At 61.8% G+C, this 20,457-nt stretch carries 18 protein-coding genes, 1 tRNA gene and 1 other RNA gene; 2 read left to right on the top strand and 18 right to left on the bottom strand.

Annotated elements, in window-relative coordinates; all coding sequences use genetic code 11:
• Positions 1-52: 52 nt before the first annotated feature.
• From F8O05_RS00805 to pta, 9 genes are all read right to left on the bottom strand, one after another.
• Positions 53-676 (bottom strand): thymidine kinase, encoded by a 624-nt coding sequence (locus F8O05_RS00805; RefSeq protein WP_158050862.1) that lies wholly within the window; start codon positions 674-676, stop codon positions 53-55.
• Between the two features lie 43 nt (positions 677-719).
• Complete coding sequence (udk, locus tag F8O05_RS00810) at positions 720-1,352, bottom strand: uridine kinase (protein WP_158050863.1); 633 nt, start codon at positions 1,350-1,352, stop codon at positions 720-722.
• A 5-nt stretch (positions 1,353-1,357) separates the two neighbouring features.
• Positions 1,358-2,848: a malate dehydrogenase (quinone) gene (mqo, locus tag F8O05_RS00815; RefSeq protein ID WP_158050864.1), complete on the bottom strand. Its 1,491-nt coding sequence runs from the start codon at positions 2,846-2,848 to the stop codon at positions 1,358-1,360.
• A gap of 221 nt (positions 2,849-3,069) precedes the next feature.
• Positions 3,070-4,131, bottom strand: a complete 1,062-nt coding sequence (locus F8O05_RS00820) for an aspartate-semialdehyde dehydrogenase (protein ID WP_158050865.1) — start codon at positions 4,129-4,131, stop codon at positions 3,070-3,072.
• A 109-nt stretch (positions 4,132-4,240) separates the two neighbouring features.
• Positions 4,241-5,512, bottom strand: coding sequence for an aspartate kinase (locus F8O05_RS00825; RefSeq protein WP_158050866.1), 1,272 nt, complete (start codon positions 5,510-5,512; stop codon positions 4,241-4,243).
• A gap of 148 nt (positions 5,513-5,660) precedes the next feature.
• On the bottom strand, positions 5,661-6,260 hold the full coding sequence (recR, locus tag F8O05_RS00830) for a recombination mediator RecR (protein WP_158050867.1): 600 nt from the start codon (positions 6,258-6,260) through the stop codon (positions 5,661-5,663).
• 4 nt (positions 6,261-6,264) lie between these two features.
• On the bottom strand, positions 6,265-9,021 hold the full coding sequence (locus tag F8O05_RS00835) for a DNA polymerase III subunit gamma and tau (protein WP_158051317.1): 2,757 nt from the start codon (positions 9,019-9,021) through the stop codon (positions 6,265-6,267).
• A 57-nt stretch (positions 9,022-9,078) separates the two neighbouring features.
• The gene (locus F8O05_RS00840; RefSeq protein ID WP_158050868.1) at positions 9,079-10,278 is read right to left on the bottom strand and encodes an acetate/propionate family kinase; all 1,200 of its coding nucleotides are present in this window, start codon (positions 10,276-10,278) and stop codon (positions 9,079-9,081) included.
• 50 nt (positions 10,279-10,328) lie between these two features.
• On the bottom strand, positions 10,329-12,434 hold the full coding sequence (gene pta / locus F8O05_RS00845; protein ID WP_158050869.1) for a phosphate acetyltransferase: 2,106 nt from the start codon (positions 12,432-12,434) through the stop codon (positions 10,329-10,331).
• A gap of 72 nt (positions 12,435-12,506) precedes the next feature.
• Here pta and ffs point away from each other — a divergent pair.
• Positions 12,507-12,603, top strand: an RNA gene (gene ffs / locus F8O05_RS00850) — signal recognition particle sRNA small type.
• 5 nt (positions 12,604-12,608) lie between these two features.
• On the opposite strand, the gene F8O05_RS00855 is transcribed toward ffs, so the two are convergent.
• Positions 12,609-13,091 (bottom strand): MarR family winged helix-turn-helix transcriptional regulator, encoded by a 483-nt coding sequence (locus F8O05_RS00855; protein ID WP_225735657.1) that lies wholly within the window; start codon positions 13,089-13,091, stop codon positions 12,609-12,611.
• A 105-nt stretch (positions 13,092-13,196) separates the two neighbouring features.
• Here F8O05_RS00855 and F8O05_RS00860 point away from each other — a divergent pair, with 105 nt between their 5' ends.
• Positions 13,197-14,138, top strand: coding sequence for an aldo/keto reductase (locus F8O05_RS00860; protein WP_158050870.1), 942 nt, complete (start codon positions 13,197-13,199; stop codon positions 14,136-14,138).
• Between the two features lie 52 nt (positions 14,139-14,190).
• On the opposite strand, the gene F8O05_RS00865 is transcribed toward F8O05_RS00860, so the two are convergent.
• The 8 genes from F8O05_RS00865 to rplJ form a co-directional block, all read right to left on the bottom strand.
• Positions 14,191-14,544, bottom strand: a complete 354-nt coding sequence (locus F8O05_RS00865) for a hypothetical protein (protein WP_318655803.1) — start codon at positions 14,542-14,544, stop codon at positions 14,191-14,193.
• Between the two features lie 50 nt (positions 14,545-14,594).
• Positions 14,595-15,110 (bottom strand): HNH endonuclease signature motif containing protein, encoded by a 516-nt coding sequence (locus tag F8O05_RS00870; protein ID WP_158050871.1) that lies wholly within the window; start codon positions 15,108-15,110, stop codon positions 14,595-14,597.
• 30 nt (positions 15,111-15,140) lie between these two features.
• The gene (locus F8O05_RS00875; RefSeq protein WP_158050872.1) at positions 15,141-16,208 is read right to left on the bottom strand and encodes a DUF222 domain-containing protein; all 1,068 of its coding nucleotides are present in this window, start codon (positions 16,206-16,208) and stop codon (positions 15,141-15,143) included.
• Positions 16,209-16,497: 289 nt separating this feature from the next.
• A tRNA-Ser gene (locus tag F8O05_RS00880) sits at positions 16,498-16,585 on the bottom strand.
• 67 nt (positions 16,586-16,652) lie between these two features.
• Positions 16,653-17,510, bottom strand: a complete 858-nt coding sequence (locus tag F8O05_RS00885; protein WP_158050873.1) for a hypothetical protein — start codon at positions 17,508-17,510, stop codon at positions 16,653-16,655.
• 173 nt (positions 17,511-17,683) lie between these two features.
• Positions 17,684-19,099, bottom strand: a complete 1,416-nt coding sequence (locus F8O05_RS00890; RefSeq protein WP_158050874.1) for an LPXTG cell wall anchor domain-containing protein — start codon at positions 19,097-19,099, stop codon at positions 17,684-17,686.
• Positions 19,100-19,355: 256 nt separating this feature from the next.
• The gene (gene rplL, locus F8O05_RS00895) at positions 19,356-19,742 is read right to left on the bottom strand and encodes a 50S ribosomal protein L7/L12 (RefSeq protein WP_158050875.1); all 387 of its coding nucleotides are present in this window, start codon (positions 19,740-19,742) and stop codon (positions 19,356-19,358) included.
• 51 nt (positions 19,743-19,793) lie between these two features.
• Positions 19,794-20,309: a 50S ribosomal protein L10 gene (gene rplJ / locus F8O05_RS00900; protein ID WP_158050876.1), complete on the bottom strand. Its 516-nt coding sequence runs from the start codon at positions 20,307-20,309 to the stop codon at positions 19,794-19,796.
• Between the last annotated feature and the right edge of the window lie 148 nt (positions 20,310-20,457).

The raw sequence follows: 20,457 nt of genomic DNA on the forward strand, positions 1-20,457 counted from the left end.
CCAGGCGCGCTCGACGGTCTCTCCCCGAACAGCCTAGGCGCGAATCCGCCGACTAGAAGCGTAAAACTGGCTGAGATTCCTCGACGTCGCTCGCGAGACGGCCGCCCGACTCCCGAAGGTAACACTGACCACAGAGCGACTCGTAGGTCACGTGTTCGCCGTCAATCGCGACCTGGTCACCGTCGAAAATGAACCGGCCATCGACCACGCGTCCGTTCATGATCGCCTTGCGTCCGCAGCGGCAGATGGTCTTGAGCTCTTCGATCGAGTGCGCGATCTCAAGCAGCCGCCGCGAACCCGGGAATGCGACGGTCTGAAAATCGGTGCGGATGCCGTAGCAAAGCACCGGAATCCCATCCAGCACCGCGATCCGGAAGAGCGCATCCACCTGCGCTGCGCTCAAGAACTGTGCCTCGTCGACGAGCAGGCAAGACATTTTCGTGCCGCCTGCCAGCGTGTGAAACTGCTCGCGCGGGTCATCGTCGACGTCGATGAGGAAGTCGACCTTGCGGTCCATCCCCAACCGCGAAGAGATCGAGTCAGCCCCCTTCGTATCGACCACGGGCTTCGCGAGCAACACCTTGTGCCCGCGCTCCTCGTAGTTGAAGGCCGTCTGCAGCAGCACGGTCGACTTCCCCGAGTTCATCGCCCCATAGCGAAAATAGAGCTTGGCCACGGACGGTTTCCTTCCGGTTCTGTGAGATTGGATGCGCGGCTGGCTAAGAGCGTTGCGCGAGGTTCGCGACGTTCGCCGCGAGCCCGCCCGCGATGGTCTCGAGCGCAACGTGGTTGTGTCCGCCCTCCGGGATGATCACGTCCGCCCAGACCTTTGAGGACTCCACATAGCGTTCGTGCATCGGCTTCACGGTCGCGAGGTACTGTTCCTCGACGGATTCGATCGTACGACCTCGCTCGAGCACATCGCGTTTGATTCGACGCAGGATGCGCACATCCGCGTCGGTCTCGACGAACAGTTTGAGGTTAAATCGCTTTCGCAGTTCTTCCTCGTGCAGCACAAGAACGCCCTCAATGAAGACGATCGGCGCCGGCTCGACGCGAACAGTCTCATCGGAACGGTTGTGCTCGGCGTAGTTGTAGACCGGTACGTCGACGGCACGACCCTCGATCAGACGGTCGAGGTGGTCCACAAGCAGCGAGGTCTCGAACGCGGCCGGCTCGTCATAGTTGATCCGGCTGCGCTCGTCCCAGGTCAGCTCGTCGCGTCGGCAGTAGTAGTTGTCGTGGAAGATGAGCGCGGCATCCGCCCCAAATCGTTCCGCGAGCGAACGTGCGAGGGCTGTTTTCCCACTCCCAGAACCGCCCGCGATCCCGACAACGATTGGCGCGCTCATCCGACTTAGGGAATGCGCGTAATGCCGAGCACCTCGGCATTTTCGTTCTGCACGCGCTTGGCGAGTTCGGCGTCGTCGTTCAGCTTCTTGCCGTACTCGGGCACGAGTGCCTTGATCTTCTTCTCCCACTCGGCAGACTTCTCAGGGAAGCAGCGCAGGGCCAGCTTGATCATGACTTCCGGCGCCACCGAAGCGCCCGGGGATGCACCGAGCAGACCCGCAATCGAGCCGTCAGCCTTCGCGACCACTTCGGTGCCCATCTGCAGCACAGCCTTGCCATTGGCGTCCTTCTTCATCACCTGCACGCGCTGGCCGGCGGTGATGAGGCGCCAGTCCTCGCGCTTGGCTTCCGGCATGAACTGCAGGACTTCTTCGAACTTCTTGGCGTCGGATGCGGCGAGCTGGCCCACGAGGTAGCTCACGAGATCGAAGTTGGTTGCGCCGACGCCGAGGTAGGTCGGGATGTTCCCGGGCCGCAGCGCCTTGAACATGTCCAGCAGCGAACCCTGCTTGAGGTACTTCGTGTTGAACCCGGCGTAGGGCCCAAACATGAGCGCCTTCTTGCCGTTTACCACGCGGGTGTCGAGGTGCGGCACCGACATCGGCGGGGCACCAACGGCAGCCTTGGAGTACACCTTGGCCTGGTGCTTTGCGACGACCTCGGGGTTGTCGGTGCGGAAGAACTGGCCCGAGATCGGGAACCCACCGAAACCATTGACCTCGTCGATGCCCGACTTCTGCAGCAGGTTGAGTGCGCCACCACCGGCGCCAACGAACACAAAGCGGGCGTGCGTGACGTTCTTCTGCCCCTTATTGGCACCGCTACGAACCTGCGTAGCAACCTGCCAGATAGCGTCGGGGCGCTGACGCAGGTCGATGACCTCGGTACCGAGGCGCACCACGGTGCCCTTTTCGATCGTGTTCTGGATGAGCAGGCGAGTGAGCGAACCAAAGTCAACGTCGGTGCCCTGCGGGACATAGGTCGCGGCGAAGACTTCATCCTTCGCGCGGCCCACCATCAGCGACGGTGCCCACTCAAAAATCTTGGCCGGGTCCTCGGAGTATTCCATGGTCGAGAACAGCGGCTGGTCCTTCAGCAGCTCATACCGACGGCGGAGGAAGTCAACGTTACCTGCACCGGTGACGAAGGTCATGTGCGGAACCGGATTGATGAACTTGCTCGGCTCCGGAAGATCACCGCGCTGCACGAGCGTGGCCCAGAGTTGCCGCGAGATCTGGAACTGCTCATTGATGGCGAGCGCCTTGGTGATGTCGATCTTGCCGTCTTTTTCCGGCGTGTAGTTCAACTCACAGAAGGCCGTGTGGCCGGTACCGGCGTTGTTCCACGGGTCCGAAGACTCCTGGGCCACGTCGTCGAGTCGTTCGATGATCTTGATCGACCAGTCGGGCTCGAATTCATTGAGGAGTGTGGCCAGCGTTGCCGACATCACACCGCCACCAATTAGGACAGCGTCATAAATCTTCGGGTTCGTCACCCACACAGTCTATGACAACTCGGCGCTATGTCAGTGCGGCGATTGCATCACCGCACTGACACGGCATTGTGCACCGGCTGCGCGGAAATCCCTCGAACGATCCCCGAGTAGGAGCGAAGCGACGTATCGAGGCGCGTCCGGAGAATCACCGCACCTCGATACGCCTACGGCTACTCGGTGAACGGAAGAGATACGCCTACGGCTACTCGGTGAACGGAAGGCTACTTTGCGGAGAGTTCCTGTGCGACGAGTTCGGCGAGCTGGATGGTGTTCAGCGCGGCGCCCTTGCGAAGGTTGTCGTTCGATACGAAGAGCACGAGGCCCTTACCTGCCGGGGCACCCTGGTCGGCGCGGATGCGGCCCACCAGGCTCGGGTCTTGACCTGCCGCTGCCAGCGGGCTCGGTACATCCACAACCTCAACCCCGGGAGCCTGCTGCAGGATCTCGGTCGCCTGCTCGGGCGTGATGTCGTTCTCGAACTCGGCGTGAATCGTCAGCGAGTGACCTGTGAAGACCGGGACGCGCACGCAGGTGCCGGAGACCAACAGCTCGGGCAGGTGCAGAATCTTGCGCGACTCATTGCGCAGCTTCTGTTCCTCATCGGTCTCGCCGGTGCCGTCATCCACGAAGTCGCCGGCCTGGGCAACCACGTTGAAGGCGATCGGATGCACGTACTTCTCGGGCTCGGGTAGCTCGACGGCCGAGCCGTCCTCCACGAGATTGAGCAGCGCATCCTCACCCTGGGCCGCACCGGCCATTACCTGACCGGAAAGCTCGCGCGCACCCGCAAGACCCGATCCCGACACTGCCTGGAAGGTCGACACGATCAGGCGCTTCAGGCCTGCTGCATCGGCGAGGGGCTTGAGCACCGGCATAGCGGCCATAGTGGTGCAGTTCGGGTTAGCGATAATGCCCTTGGGCCGGTTAGCGAGGTCGCTGGGGTTCACTTCGGAGACCACGAGCGGGACCTCCGGGTCCTTACGCCAAGCCGAGGAGTTGTCGATCACGACGGCACCGGCTGCGGCAAAACGCTCGGCCTGGGCCTTCGAAGTGGCGCCACCGGCAGAAAACAGCGCGATGTCAATATCTGACAGGTCAGCCGTCTCGACATCTTCCACCGTGACCTGCTGGCCCTTGAATTCGAGCTGCTTACCGGCCGAACGAGCCGATGCAAAGAAGCGAATCTTCCCAATCGGGAACTCGCGCTCGGCCAGCAGGCGACGCATCACGCCACCAACCTGGCCGGTTGCACCAACAAGAGCAACGGTCAACTGGTCAGTCATAGTCGGAAGACTCCTTAGGAATACGGCCACCCTTCAACGGATCAGCGGTGGCGTGGATGTGCATTGGCACGTGAAGCTCAAGAGTACCGCGCCGGTGCGTTGTTGGTAACTAGCGGCCGGTGCCGGCGTAGACCACGGCCTCGGATTCGCCATCGAGACCAAACGCGGTGTGAATCACGCGGGCTGCCTCGGGAACGAGGTCGGCGCGGGTCACGATCGAGATGCGGATCTCGGAGGTCGAGATCATGTCGATGTTGATGCCGGCGGTCGACAGGGCGTCAAAGAGCGTGGTCGAAACACCGATATTGGTGCGCATCCCGGAGCCAACGAGCGAGACCTTGCCGATCTGGTCGTCGAAGCGAATGCCCTCGAAACCGATCTCACCCTGCGCGGCGTTGAGCGCCGTGAGCACGCCATCCGCAGAGGTCTTCGGCAACGTGAAGGAGATGTCGGTGACACCGTCGTTCTGCGTCTGCACGTTCTGCACGATCATGTCTACATTTGCGCCCTGCTGCGAGACAATGTTGAAAATCTTCGCCGCCGAGCCCGGAACATCCGGAACACCAACGACCGTAATCTTTGCCTGGCTCAAGTCGTGGGCAACACCGGCGATGGTGGCTTCTTCCACTTGGTTCTCCTCTTCGGGATTGTCGATGTAAACAGTCGTGCCCGGCTCGCTTGAGAACGACGAACGGACAACGAGGGTCACACCCTGACGTCGCGCGTACTCAACGGCGCGGATGTGCAGAATCTTGGAGCCCGATCCGGCGAGCTCAAGCATTTCTTCGCTCGAGATGCGGTCAAGCTTGTGGGCGTTGGGGACGATTCTGGGGTCGGCCGAGAACACGCCATCCACATCCGAGTAGATCTCGCAGCGGTCAGCCTTCAACGCTGCCGCCAGCGCCACAGCCGTCGTGTCCGAACCACCGCGGCCGAGGGTGGTGATGTCGCGGGTGTCACGGTTGAAACCCTGGAAGCCGGCGACGATGGCGATCGCGCCCTCGTCGAGCGCTTCCCGCACGCGGATCGGAGTGACGTCAACAATGCGAGCGTCTCCGTGTTTCGCGTCGGTGATCATGCCCGCCTGGCTACCCGTGTAGGAGCGTGCGTCATAGCCGAGCGATTTGATCGCCATCGCGAGCAGCGCCATCGAGATCCGCTCGCCCGTAGTGACCAGCATGTCGAACTCACGCGGATCCGGAATCGGCGTGATCTGGTGGGCAAGATCAATCAGATCGTCGGTCGTGTCCCCCATTGCAGACACGGTGACGACGACTTCATGGCCCTCGCGCTTCGTGTCGACAATACGCTTCGCGACCCGTCGGATGCTCTCAGCGTCGGCGACTGAAGAGCCGCCATACTTCTGCACGATGAGGCTCACAAACCCTCACTCCCGGTAGGTGTTCTGGGCCCGCGGATGCGGCCCTCGATCGAGTCTAGTCGGCTCGCTGGGCCCGCCTCCATTCCTGCGCCATTTTCCTGCGGCTGCTGTGCCATTTTGGGACGTGCGACAGCGAGATTCCCTGTGGCTACTGGCCGATGATGCGGCGGCCGGCGAAGGCGCGGCCGAGGGTGACTTCATCCGCGTATTCGAGGTCGCCGCCGACGGGAAGACCGGAGGCGAGTCGAGATACTTGAACGCCGACGGCAGCCAGCAGCCGCGAGAGATAGCTGGCGGTGGCGTCGCCTTCAAGATTGGGGTCGGTGGCGATGATGACCTCGACCACTTCCCCGGTCTCGAGCCGTGGCATCAGCCCGCGAATATTGAGCTGATCTGGACCGATACCGTCGATCGGCGAAATCGCGCCGCCGAGTACGTGGTATAGCCCCTCATAGGAACGCGTCCGCTCAATCGCGGCGACGTCCTTGGGCTCCTCAACCACACAAATCAGGGTGCGGTCACGGTTCGGGTCGGCACAGATATTGCAGACCTCGGACTCCGAGACATTGCCGCACTGCTCGCAAAAGCGCACGCGCTCACGGACTTCCAGCAGCACCTTCGCGAGTCGCGAGACATCGAATGTCTGCGTCTGCACGATGTGGAAGGCAATCCGCTGTGCCGACTTCGGACCTACTCCAGGCAGGCGACCGAGTTCGTCGATCAGTTCCTGGACTACTCCGTCATACATCTATTTAGTACTCCTCAGGCGGCGGTGGCGCGTCAAAGTCATCGGGCGGTGGGATGTCCGCCGGGTCGAGCGATTCGGCACCCAGCGGGGCCAGCTCGATCAGTTCTTCCCCGACAAACCTGGCGCCGAGCCGTTCCCGGATGACCGACTCACCATAGCGTTCGGTACCACCGGCAAGTGCGGGGTGGCGACGTGAGGGTGCAGGTTCGGATGCGGGCACAGGTTCGGATGCTGACGCCGGTGCTGGTGGGCGCTGCCCCGTCGTCGCATCCCGAGTTTCTTGCCGCGGTTCTGGCTCCATTGCGGCGGCTTCCTTCGCCGCGATTACCTCCACAACCCGTTCTTCAACCGCAGCACCTGCCGTTGTCGGCTCTGAGCTGTCTGTCGCCAAGGCGTCCCAACCCGAACCCGGACCATCTTCCGACCCTGGAATCGCAACAACATCCCAGGTCGCCACTTTCGCCTCGGGCGCCGGCGAAGTCGGTTCTGGCTTCGGGGCAGGCTGCTGCGAAGCTGCACTGGACGCAGACTGCTGTGGTGCTGGGCTAGCGGCCGGAGGCTGCGCGGCCGCGTCGGATGCAATCACGGCGGTTGCAGGAGGAAGGTCAGACGAGGCGGATGAAGTGGCTTCGTACGAAGGCACTGTCCCGTGCGCGGCTTCCGTTGCTGACGGAGCAGACGCGTGTCCCTGTGCCTCGTTGGTTGTTGAGCGGTTAATCTCCGAACGCTCGGCGACAGCGCCTCGGTGGCGGTCAGGGTCGGCGGGTTGCGCATCCTGTGGTGGGACAGCCGAAGGCTCGCCGGGCTTCAGGACACGTGGGTGGATGAGCACTTCGAAGCCAAAGACCTTCGTGAGCGCTGTTTTGAGGTGGTTGGCCGGCGCGTTCTGCTGTTCCCGACCGCGCGCAAGCTGTTCCATCACGCCACGGTTCGGAACTTCGACGCGAAGGTTCCCCACCCCGTCACCCGGACCGTATTCGAGCGGCGAGAGCATCTTCACGATGGCCGCGGAGGTGCCGTGACCATCCCGTGCGATCTGCTCGAGAACTTCCGGCCATGCCGCCCGCACCCGCGCGAGGTCGAAGCTTGTGGGATCAGCAGGTCCAGTCGAAGGTGCCTGCGCCCGGGCCTGCGATTGGTCTGAGACCGGTTCATCCACATCTTGGCGCGGTTCAGCAGCCGAAGGCCCGCTCGTTCCCGCCGGTGCTGACTGCGGCGTTACCCCCGATGCCGTGGCAGTAGGTCGAGCCGACTCTTGCGTGGGAGCGGGGTCCGTAGGCGTCTGCGTAGCTTTGGATTGCTCTGATCCCTGCGACGCAACAGATTGCGAAGGTGTCTGTGATGTTCTCTGCTGAGCAGCCGGTTCCTGGGTCGACTCCTGCCGCTCGGTAGCGGGCTGCTGGGTCTCCGTGACCGGGCTTTGTGCAGGAGCAACAGCATCCCAAGCGGCTGCGGCGGCGGCAGCCGGGTTACGCACTTCGGGCTCGACGGGCTGCGCTTGCGCGCTCGCAGCCGGGCGAGGCTGTTCCTGTTGCCTAGGCGTCGGTGCCTGTGCGGGGCTCGGCGCCGCGGTCGCATTCGCCGGTCGTGCTGCAGGGCTCGCCGCTGGCGCAGCCGACGAAGCAACCGCGAACCCAGCCGCATCCCCAGCAAAGTCTGCCCGCATAGCGACCAGAATCCGCGCGACCATCAGTTCAAGCTGCACGCGCGGCGCGGTGACGCCGCTCATTTCGGTGAGCGTCTCGTTGACGATGTCCGCCATTTGACTCAGGGCCCGCGGCGAGAATCGTCCCGCGGCTCCGCGCATCTGTTCCAAATCATCCGGCGCCACTCCCCGTAGCACCGACCTGGCCGATTCCCCCAGCGCGCGCACGACAATGAGGTCGCGCACCCGCTCCAGGAGGTCTTCAACATAGCGGCGCGGGTCCTGACCAGACTGGATCACCGCATCCACCGAACGATAGGCCGAAGCCGCATCCCCACCCGCGAACGCATCAATCGCGTCGTTCAATAGCCCCTGCGAGGTGAAGCCGAGCAGCTGCGTGGCCAATTCGTACTGCAACTCGGTCCCGTCGGTCCCGGCGATGAGCTGATCCAGCAGCGACATCGTGTCCCGCGCCGAGCCGCCACCCGCGCGCACCACTAGTGGCAGCACGCCAGGCTGCGCCGTCACGCCCTCTGCCGCGCAAATCTCCTCGACGTATTCAAGCATCGGCGCGGGTGGGATGAGCCGGAACGGGAAGTGATGCGTCCGCGAACGGATCGTGCCAATCACCTTTTCGGGCTCGGTGGTCGCAAAGATAAACATGACGTTTTCGGGCGGTTCTTCGACCACTTTGAGCAGTGCGTTGAAGCCCGCCGAGGTCACCATGTGGGCCTCGTCAATGATGAAGATTTTGAAGCGGTCTCGTGTGGGTGCGACCACCGCACGTTCGCGCAGCTCGCGGGCGTCGTCTACGCCACCGTGACTCGCGGCGTCGATCTCAAACACGTCGATCGAGCCGCCGCCGTCGCGCCCAAGTTCCAGACACGAAGGGCACTTCCCGCAGGGCTCCGGAGTCGGCCCCTCTTCGCAGTTCAGGCAGCGGGCAAGGATGCGCGCGGACGAGGTCTTCCCGCAGCCACGCGGACCAGAAAAGAGGTAGGCGTGGTTGACACGACCGGTGCGGAGCGCCGTCACGAGTGGATCCGTCACCTGCCGCTGCCCGATCATTTCGGCAAACGACTCGGGCCGATAACGACGATATAGGGCAGCAACCATGCCCACCATCGTAGACCGCGGTAACGACATCCCGCGCACCTTATCGCATCCGCGACACTACCCCGCGGTCGTACCAGCCGCCTGAAGCGACTGCCGCGCGATTTCGAGTTCCTCATCGGTCGGCACCACGAGCACCCGCACTCGCGAGGAATCGGTCGAAATCTCTCGAATACCGTGGTTTGGCTCCGCGTTGCGCTGTGCATCCAGTTCGACGCCGAGCCATTCCATGCCCGCGAGCGCGCGCTTTCGCACTTCCACCGAGTTTTCACCGACCCCACCGCACCAGGCGATGACGTCCGCACCTTGCAAGGCCACAAGGTATGCGCCGATGTAGTGACGCAGTCGGTGCACGTAGACCTCAAGCCCCAGCTCCGCAAGTGCATCCCCCGCCGCCGCACGCGCGGTGACATCGCGCACATCGTTCGTGCCGGTTAGCCCGAGTAAGCCCGACTGCTTGTTCAGTAGCTTGTCGAGGTCCTCGACCGTGTAGCCACCCTTCCGGTGCAGGTGGAACAGCACGGCCGGGTCAATATCTCCCGTGCGGGTCCCCATAACGAGGCCTTCAAGCGGGGTCATCCCCATCGAGGTCTCAATCGATTTACCACCGTCCACCGCACAGGCCGAGGCACCGTTGCCGATGTGCAGCACGACGGTGCGCAGCTCCTCATAGGGTCGATCGAGAAACTTCGCGGCGGTTTCCGAAACATATTTGTGGCTTGTGCCGTGCGCACCGTACTTTCGCACCCGGTACTTCGCCGCCACCTCGCGATTGAGCGCGTAGTAGCTTGCGGCATCCGACAGCGTCGTGTGGAAGGCAGTGTCGAATACCGCCACGTGCGGGATGTCGGCAAAGACACGTCGCGCGGCCCGCACGCCGGCAAGGTTCGGGCCGTTGTGCAGCGGCGCGAGCGGGATGAGCTCCTCAATGTCCTGTTCGATCGCCTGATCAATGATGGTCGGCCCGAAGAAGCGCCGCCCACCCTGCACGATCCGATGCCCCACCACTGCCGGTGCGGCATCGGCCATCGACGGCCCAAAGTCCTCAAAGTTTTGCATCATGATGTCGAAGGCGTAATCGTGGTCGGTGATTTCGGCCTCTTGCTCGGTCTTGTCGTCACCGTACTTGTGCACGACCGCCCCCGTCGGCTCACCGATGCGCTCGATGAGGCCCGACGCGAGCACCCGCTCGTCTCGCATGTCAATCAGTTGATATTTCAGCGAGGAAGAGCCGGAGTTAACGACGAGCACGACAGTCATTGGCAAAACTTTCGGTAGAGATTCGGGGCGCGACAGGAACTTTGGCGACGTTACTGCGCCTGCGCCTGGATCGCGGTGATTGCGACCGTATTGATAATGTCCGAAATCAGCGCGCCGCGCGAGAGATCATTAATCGGCTTGTTAAGCCCCTGCAACACCGGCCCAATCGCGACGGCTCCTGCCGAGCGCTGTACCGCTTTATAGGTGTTATTTCCCGTGTTGAGGTCGGGGAAGATAAAGACGGATGCGCGCCCGGCTACCTGACTGCCCGGCATTTTCTTCGCAGCCACGGCCAGATCAGTCGCAGCGTCATACTGCAGCGGCCCTTCCACGGCGAGTTCCGGGGCACGCCCGCGCACAATTTGGGTGGCTTCGCGAACCTTATCGACATCGGCGCCGCTCCCCGAATCGCCGGTGGAATAGCTCAGCATCGCCACGCGCGGTTCGATGTGGAACTGCTTCGCGGTCTCCGCCGAGGAAATGGCAATATCAGCGAGTTGCTCGGCGTTCGGCGAGGGGTTCACAGCGCAGTCCCCGTACACCAGTACGCGGTCAGCCAGCGACATCAAAAACACACTCGACACAATCGAGACGCTCGGCTTCGTTTTCACGATCTCAAAGCTCGGCTTAATGGTGTGCGCGGTGGTGTGCGCGGCGCCCGAAACCATGCCGTCGGCCAGCCCCAGGTGCACCATCATCGTGCCAAAGTAGGAAACATCCTGCATGCGCAGTCGCGCATCCTCCACCGTCATGCCCTTGTGGGCACGCAGCCGCGCGTACTCTTCCGCGAACCGATCCAGCAGGTCTGGATTCTTCGTGGACAGAATCTCGGCCGCATCCAGATTGATCCCGAGTTCGACCGCCCGGCGGCGGATCGCATCCGCATCGCCCAGAATCACCAGGTCCGCGACCTCGCGAGCCAGCAGGGTGGATGCGGCGATCAAGATGCGATCGTCGTCGCCTTCCGGCAACACAATTTTCTTGCGATCGCGGCGGGCACGATCAAGCAGTGTGTACTCGAACATCAACGGCGTTACCACCGACGGCTCGGGGACATTGAGCAGACCCACCAGCTCTTCGGCATCGACGTACTTGGCGAAGTCCTTCAGTGCAGCATCGACCTTGCGGCGGTTCGCAGCCGAGAAGCGACCGCGCGTGTTGACAATGCGTTGCGAGGTTTCAAAGGTGCCGTACTGGGTGCGCACGATTGGCAGGTTGAGGTCGACGCCGCGCAGCAGCGTCTCGATGGTGTCAGAGAACTCGAACGGACCGTTGACCACAATCGCCGCAAGCGAAGGGAAGTTGTCGGCTTGCTGAGCCAATAGGAGCGCAACCAGTGTCTCGGTACGGTCGGAGGCAACCACGGCGACACCGGACTCGAATGTGCGTGGGAGGACATTCTCCATCGACATGCCGCACACCGTGACGCCGAGAACCTCGCGGGACATCAGCGCTTCGTCACCCGAATACAGTGAACCGTCCACGGCGTTGGCGAGTTCCACCACGGTCGGGGCAATAAGAATCGGGTTCTGCGGTAGCGCCCATACGGGGACCCGCTGGTCAGTGAGCGCTTCGGTAACGGCCTGATCGACCTCGGTGCGGATCTCTTCCAGGGCATCCGGTTCGGCGCGGTTCACAATGACGCCGATGAGTTTGGTGTGCTCATCCTGCAGTTCGGGGATGGTGCTCCCGGCAACCTGCGCGAGTTCTTCCGCGGTGCGCGGAGTGAGATCGTTTTGGTTTCGACCAGAAAGCACCAACAGCACCGGCGCCCCGAGATTCGTGGCCACGCGAGCATTGAAGCCGAGTTCAGCAGGGTTACCAACATCAGTGAAATCACTGCCAATAATCACCACTGCCTCGCAGCGGCGGGCAATCGCGTCGTAACGCTGAATAATTTTCGCAAGCGCCGCATCCGCATCATCGTGAACGCCGTCGTACGTCGTGCCGAAGCAGTCTTCCGGCGTGAGCCCAAGTGAAGAGTCCACTCGATCAAGCATGTGCGATAAGACATCATCACTGGCGGGGTCCTCAACAATCGGGCGGAAGAGCCCAACCCGCCCCACGTGTTTGGTGAGCGTATCCAGCACGCCAAGCGCTACGGCCTGTTTGCCAGAAAAACCTTCAGAGGACGTGATGTAGATGCTTGCGGTCACAGGTTCATATTAACCAGCAACGTTGGACAACTCGCGGAAGTGCATTTCATACGCGCGCAAGCTAAGCTTGACGACGGCTCCTCGCGTGGCGCCACCCAGGCCAACTCCCCCAGGTCGGAAACGAAGCAAGGGTAACCAGGCTCTGGCGGGTGCGCGAGGGGTCCTTTTTATTTCTCAGACGCGGGCGATCCGGGTAGGCGCCACCGCGGCGACAATCTCGGTCGCGGCATCTCCAAGGGCACGGACCTGTTCGGGCGTGAGGTTATCGAAGACATAGCGGCGCACCGTGGCCACGTGTCCGGGAGCCGTCGCCACGACTTTCTCCCATCCAGCTTCCGTGAGCACCCCGAGCGTCGCGCGACCGTCGGTAGGGTCCGGTTCACGTCGCACCCAGCCGGCGTTCTCCATCCGCGAAACCACGCGAGACAGGTGCGAGATGGTGATGTTCGCTACTTCCGCGAGCTCGCTCAGACGAATCCGTCGCTCGGGAGCCATCGAGATCTGCGAGAGGACGTGATATTCCGCCAGACTCAGGCCCGCATCCTCACGCAACTGCGCGTCAAGCCGTGTGGGTAGCCACGCCACCATCGACCACAGTTGCAGCCAGGTATCGACCTCGTTCGAATCCAGCCAACGGACATCCTCGTTTTCCATCATGGCTCGAGCCTATCCGGGGATTACTTGACGCAACAAGTAAAAATCCCTAGATTGGTTGCTATAGCAAGTAAATTGATCGCTAGATGTTGTACTGAAGGAGCATTCATGACCCGCATTCCGCGCACTGACCTCGAAATCTTCCCCATCAACCTCGGCGGAAATACCTTCGGCTGGACCTCTGATCGGGACGCTTCCTTTGCGGTGCTCGACGCATTTGTTGCCACCGGCGGTAACTTTATCGACACCGCCGATTCCTACGCGCAGTGGCAGGAAGGTAGCGACGGTGGTGATTCGGAGCGCATCCTCGGGGAATGGATGCAGGCACGCGGCAACCGCAAGGATGTCATCATCGCGACAAAGGTCGGGGGCCTCACGGCGCGTCAGGGTCTGGCTCGCGAGAATGTTGACGCGGCGTTGAATGAATCCCTCGAACGTCTGCAGGCGGACTACGTCGACATCTACTACGCGCACTATGACGATGAGTCGGTCTCGATCGCGGAGCAGGTGGAGATCGCGCACGACCTCGTACAGTCGGGTCGCGTACGTCACCTCGCACTGTCGAATTTCACGCCCGACCGGATGCGTGAGTGGTTCCAGACCGCGACGGACAAGGGTCTGACGCTTCCGATTGCGATCCAGCCGCACTACAACCTTGTCTCCCGCAAGGATTACGAGCAGGGCTACGCCCCGATCGCTCGAGAGTTTGGCGCAGCGGTGTTCCCATACTTCGCACTCGCATCGGGCTTCCTCACGGGCAAGTACCGCAAGGCTCAAGATCTGGAGGGTGCTGCGCGCCAGGGTATGACTTCGGGCTACGCCACTGACGAGGGATTCAAGGTTGTGGATGCCGTGGTCGAGATTGCGGAGGCTCGCGGCATGGAGCCCGCCACTGTGGCCCTGGCTTGGCTGCTCGCGAAGGGCGTGACGGCACCGATCGCCTCGGCATCGAAGCCCGAGCAGCTGGACGCGATCATGGCGGCACCGAAGCTCGCGCTCACGGCTGCTGAGGTTGAGAAGCTCGACGCAGCGTCGGCTTCTTTCGCTTAATCCTGCGAGCTCGAAGCGGCGTAACTGGGACTACCTGGCTGCGCCGCTTCGGCTATGCAGCTGGTCGAAGTTCTCGTTCGTCCATCGGGAATGATGCCCGGTAGTACACCGAGGGTGCAGTCATATCGCCACAGTCTTCCTGTTTCAATGAGATAACAGCGGTCGAAACTTCGATGATCCGGACCGGCTGCCATTGACCGGTTTCCAGTTTGAGCTCGTATTTGTCGGCAAGGTAGCCGATACCCAGTTCCTCTAGAAACTCTTCTGCGGCCAGCCAGTCGAGTGCTTCCGTGCGTTCCCGCCCGAGCAGGTCGATGACGACGAATGCATCGCCTTCGGGACGCATCCACCCAAGGAGCTCACCATCGAGCCCTCGACGGTGCTCAATCCAGGCTGTTGTATCCACGGTTGCGCCATTCCACGCCATCATTTCCACGCAACAAGGCAATGTGCCTATTAGAACGGTGGCAATTCATCGTCTTCAGGTGCATCGCCACACCAGGCACCATCAGCTGCGAAACCACTATCAGTATTGACTGCCGTGTCGGTCTCGGGATCGAGACTCCCAGAATTTTCTTCGGCCGCCGTTTGCGCCTGGCTTGTTGGTCGGAATTCTGGTCCGGTCGCGGTCGCCGCATGAGCTTGTCGCGCGTATGGCATTGGTTCGCTGGTGACCACTTGCCCCAGTGGTGTGCGCCATTCCAGGACCCCGTCACCAAGGTTGATGACGGACCAGGGTTTTTCGTGTTTCATCACGTGATGGCTCTTGCACAGTGACGCAAGATTCTCGATGCTCGTGGCGCCGCCTTCGCTTGCCGGGTGCGTGTGATCAATGTCGCACCGAGCGGCTGGGCGCATGCACCCGGGAAGCCTGCAGGTCACGTCGCGGATTTGGATGCACCGGCGCTGCGCCGGAGTGGAGTGGTAGCGATCCACCGCGACCACGTGCCCGGTGAGGGGATCGTTGAACACCCGCTGCCATGCCGGCGCGGTCGCGGTGAGCTAGCTCGCCTCGGCGAAGCTCATGGGCTCCATCCCGTTCACCAGTGCCGGCGCGGTCCCGTTTTCGCGACCGTTCATGAGTGCGAGCGCGGGGATGGTGATGTTCACCTGCGCGGTCACGCGCGAGTCACCTGGAGTGGCGCACAGCAGGGTCTCGGCGAAGATATCGGCACGCAGCTGATCCATCGTGCGGGTATCGGTCGCGGCGGGATCCACCCCGGCAGCGGCGGCACTCATTCCGTCACCGTTTGGGCCACCAGTGGCAGGAGCATCACTCGCCGCCGCCTCAGTAGCAGCACCGGCAGCGGCAGCGCTGGAGGCATCGCCGTTGACCCTGGTGCCGAACGCGGTTTTCTGGGCCTGCTGATTAGTTTCCCGCAGAGCCTTGGCTTGCTTATCGAGGAGGTCTTTAATCGGCAACGCCAACTCGACCGGCAGATAGGCAGTGAGTGTTGCCATGCCCCACTCATCTGGGGTAATCGACACATATCGGGCGGCGCGGGCTTGCTCACAGGTCTGCTCGAACGCATCGGCCGCGAGCGTAGCGACCAGGCGCGCGGCCTCGGCGGCGGTGGCACGCACCGTGTGAGTCTCCGCGAACGCGAGCAACTGCTTACCGTAGTCCGCATACTGGTCTTCCCGCAGTAGGTGGGTTTTGCGGAGCATCGCGCGAGCGTGTTCGAGATCGATACGCCCTGCTTCGATCGAGGTGACCCAGTCAGGGAACAAGGTCACCAGGGTATGGGCTTGGTATCCACGATTCGTCAGTGTTTGGGGAGACTCGTTGGATTTGATCGCAAAGTCCGTGAGTAGTGAGCTGAAGTGCCAGGAGAACACTTTGGCTTGCGCGCCGAACGCGTTACTGAGATCCGCGAGCGTGCGGTCCACCGCGATCTCGTACACCGATGCCAACAGGCGCAGGATCCCGGCCTCGGCGGCGCCCCGCGCGGCCCGTAGCTCGGTGAAGTCTTCAAGCTTCGCGCGGGCTTCGTCCGCGCGAATGTCATCCGCAGGAGTATGCCGGCCGGTGTTCACCCGCGGGGTGTCGGTGCTCGTGTGCGTGGACATGCGATCCGACCTCCTGCGTGTTCCCCGATGTTACCTGGCTCGAATAGAGTATCGAATTAACCTGGGAGAATCCATAGAGCAAACGATCTAACGCAACTGGTGAGGTGTCTTTCGATAGCGAGTCGAAGCAGGTTTTCTCCACACGGTATAACTGGCCACCGACATCTTGATTCGCCTGGCAATGAAGGCGGAGATCTGCAGCCCCAAATCCCTGCCGCCCGCCCCGACACAGGAACTAAACATGCCCCCGACCAAGTGTGTTAAACACGAGGTCAAGGGCATATTTCTTTGGCGGAGGATAGGGGATTCGAACCCCTGAGGGCTTGCACCCAACACGCTTTCCAAGCGTGCGCCATAGGCCACTAGGCGAATCCTCCAGGCCCGCACAATTGTGCGGACATCGGTATATCGTACCTGCTTTTTTAACGTCCTGCTGACACCACGCTATTCGCCGCGTTTACGTAGTCGCAAGACCACGAGAACCAGGCCTCCGACAACCAATAGCGCACCGATTCCGAGCACGATGAGCAGTTCATTCGCACCGGTAGCGGCAAGTGCTTCGCTCTTCGTCGACGCTGCGGGGTCTGACGATTCGCTTTGCTCCGGGTCAACCGGCGTGTTCAACGTGGGCTGCCCAGACTGTTCGTCGGCACGGCGCGGGGAGTGCGGGTTCTCCACCTTGCCCGGTTCGTCGGGAACCACCGTGGGACCGTTGTTTTCCGGCTTCGGCTCGACCGGCTCAACAGGGAGTTCCGGCTCCGGTTCTGTCGCGGGCGGCTCAACCGGGTCGGGAGTTTGCTCGGGTTCGGTGCCGCTGCCGTCAGCATCAGCGTCGTCATCACCGACGGTACTTTCGGATCCGGCAGCATCTGCGTCAGCATCAGTGTTGGATCCATCACCGTCACCCGCACCGGCACCATCCGCCCCGGCGCTTTCATCCGCGCCCGCGGATTCATTACCTCCATCGCTACCACCAGCGCCCTCAGCATCCTGCCCAGAACCCTGAGCATCCGCATCCTCGCCGGCGGCGCCTGACTCAGCCTCGGCCGCACTTCCGTCGTCAGCACTGGCGCTGGCGTCCTCGGATGCATTCCCCGGCTCTTCCGGAACGGATGCGGGAGCAAAGGCCTGCGAAGTGGTCATCTGGGCTTGCGCACTTGCGGTGACAGAGACCCCTGGGACACTCGAGACTGCATCCTCTTCTTCCGCAGCCGCGGCTGGTAGAGCCGTAGCAGCTGCGAGGATGCAGGTAGCAGTGACCACAATTGCCGATCGAGAAAAGTTCCGGGCACTGATTGCCATAACTTGTTCTCCCCTTAGATCTCTGCGACGAAAACTGTCGCCGTTGCCAAAATGATATCGAGCCTTGATGTCAACGCCTGAAAAATACTGCGGGCCGGAAGGAAATCCCGGCCCGCAGTATGGTCGCAGCCCTACTTCAGGGCCACATTCTCAGAGGTATCACCCTCGAAGAATTAGGCCTCCATGCGGCGGCGGACCACGAAGAGTCCAGCACCAGCAGCCATCAGCACGAGGCCACCCGCGAGGAACACTGGCAGCATGTCGTCAGCACCGGTCTGTGCGAGCTCGTCACCCTTGTTGCCGTTGTTGCTCGACTCGTCCTCGGTCGGTGCCGCGGTCTCAGTCGGGTCTGCGGTCTCGGTCGGCTCAGTGGTCGCTTCGGCAACGGTGAAGGATGCTTCAGCCGCGAGGGTCTCGCCGTCAACTTCCTGAGTTACACGGACCTGGTATGCACCCTCCGGGAACTCGATCGGGTCACCGGTCTCAAGGTTGTAGTAGGTCAGGGCGCCGTAGACCTGGCCCTCGCCATTCGAAACCTGCTCGTTCGACTCATCGGTCGGAGTGTCGGTAACTTCGGTCCACTCGGTCTCACCGGGCATGATCACCCAGAGCTGGAACGCGGTGGATGGAGCGAAACCTTCACCGAAGTACTCAACGCCCTCGAGCGTCTCGGCCGGGGTGTAGGTCTCCTGCTCGACGCCGAGGGTCTGAGTGGCCTCTTCTTCGCCCGGAGTCTCGTCATCGTCTTCCGTCGCACCGATGGTGAACGACGATACGGCCATGAGCACTTCCCCATCAACGTCCTGGGTAACACGGAGCTGGTAGTCGCCCTCGGCCGGGAACTCGGTCGTCTCGCCTGTGTCCTGGTTGAAATAGTTCACGGTGCCCGCGAGGTTACCGTCAGCGTCCGTGACGAATGCATCGCCCGCTTCGCTCATGTCCGGAACCGGGAGCCACTCGTCGCTGCCGGGAACCTGCAGCTCTACCGTGTATCCGGCGTCGGGTGCGAAGCCGGTACCCGAGAAGTTGAAGCCCTCAACCGAATCTTCCAGAGTGCTCTCGGTCGGCTCAACAGTCAGCGTCTGCTCGACGGGAGTCTCTGCGTCTTCGTTGTCCTCGAGTTCCTCAACCACAGTGAACGCGACCGAGTTTGAAACCTCTTCGCCATCAACATCCTGGACGGCAATGAGTTCGTAAGTACCGAGAGGGAATACGACGTCACCGGTCCCGTCGTTAAGGACCACGCTTCCGGAGATCGCACCGTCAGCATCGGCGATCTGCGCGGCATCCTCGTCGTCCACGTCGAGAACCGATCCGTCCGGCAGCACCATCTGCAGGCTGAAAGCCACGTTCGGCGCGAATCCAGTGCCGGTGTAACCGACACCCTCAAGGGTCTCCGCCTGGGCGTAATCAAGCGCCGTGGTGGCAATAGCGGCAGTCTCGTTGTAGTCCACCGCCGATGCGTTCTCGTTCGTCTGAGTGTCGTCAGCCGGTGCCGCGTACGCAGCAACCGGGGTGAACACGGCTGCGGCTACGAGTGCGGAACCTGCGAGGGCTGCTCCGGCGGTGCGCTTGCGCGAAATGGTCATAAACAGCTCTCTCTTTTGCGATGTCGATCACCGCCCGACAGGCAGATCCGACAGCTTCCTTAAAACAACCTGCGAACGAGGTTACCTTCCTGTTACCTTTTGCCGCAATCAGCCTTTCGTCTTATATGACGAACTTTCGCATCCGTCGTGGCATAAAAAACGCGGGTCAGGACGTTTGTCCTGACCCGCGTTTTGAGATCGCGTCACGCGTTCCCGAAGCAGCACTGCAACGCTAGCGCCTGGCTAGCGGCCGAAACTACTTGAGGGTAACGGTTGCGCCAGCAGCCTCGAGAGCTGCCTTTGCCTTCTCAGCGTCTTCCTTGTTTGCGCCCTCGAGCACAGCCTTGGGAGCGCCGTCAACGAGAGCCTTTGCCTCGCCGAGACCGAGCGAAGTGAGGCCACGGACCTCCTTGATGACCTGGATCTTCTTGTCACCAGCCGACTCGAGGATGACGTCGAATTCCGACTTCTCTTCCTCAGCAGGTGCAGCTTCGCCACCAGCGGCGCCAGCAGCTGCAACAGCAACCGGAGCAGCAGCGGTAACCTCGAAGGTCTCCTCGAAGAGCTTGACGAAGTCGCTGAGCTCGATGAGGGTCAGTTCCTTGAAGGCCTCGATGAGCTCTTCAGCAGTAAGCTTTGCCATTTGTTTTCTCCTTGTAATGAATTTTGCCGCAGTACTACAGTCCGGAATGGACTAGTTCGCGGACTCCTGCTTTTCGCGCAGTGCGTCGACGGTACGAACCGCCTTCGACGCGGGCGCGGTGAACATGTATGCGGCTCCGAACAGCGAGGCCTTGAAAGCGCCGGCAAGCTTGCCAAGCAGCGTTTCGCGGTTCTCGAGGTTCGCCAGCTTCTGGACCTCTTCCGCGGTAATCGGGTTGCCATCGAAGTGGCCGCCCTTGATCACCAGGAGGGGGTTATCCTTGGCAAAGTCACGCAGTGCCTTGGCAGCGTCAACAACCTCACCCTTTACGAACGCAATTGCGGTCGGTCCGGTGAAGTACTCGTCGAGGCCTTCGATTCCAGCGTTCTTGGCTGCAATCTTGGCAAGGGTGTTCTTCGCCACGGCGTAGTTTGCAGACTCACCGAGCGAACGACGCAGCTCCTTGAGCTGCGTCACGGTGAGACCGCGGTACTCAGTCAGCACGATGGCCGAAGAGCTCTCGAATTCCTTCGCGAGCTCTGCGACTGTAGCTTCCTTCGTCGCCATGGGTCTCCTCTCATCTGTATCGCGCGCCAGAAACGGGTGCTTCTGTCGCACCGTTGGCGCGCGCTCGGGGAGCGCATCCACAACTAAAAAACGCTCCGACGCAGATGCCGGAGCGTGAACGCACATACCTCTACAGAAACGAGGATGC

The organism is Gulosibacter chungangensis (assembly GCF_008831155.1).
Classification (GTDB): domain Bacteria; phylum Actinomycetota; class Actinomycetes; order Actinomycetales; family Microbacteriaceae; genus Gulosibacter; species Gulosibacter chungangensis.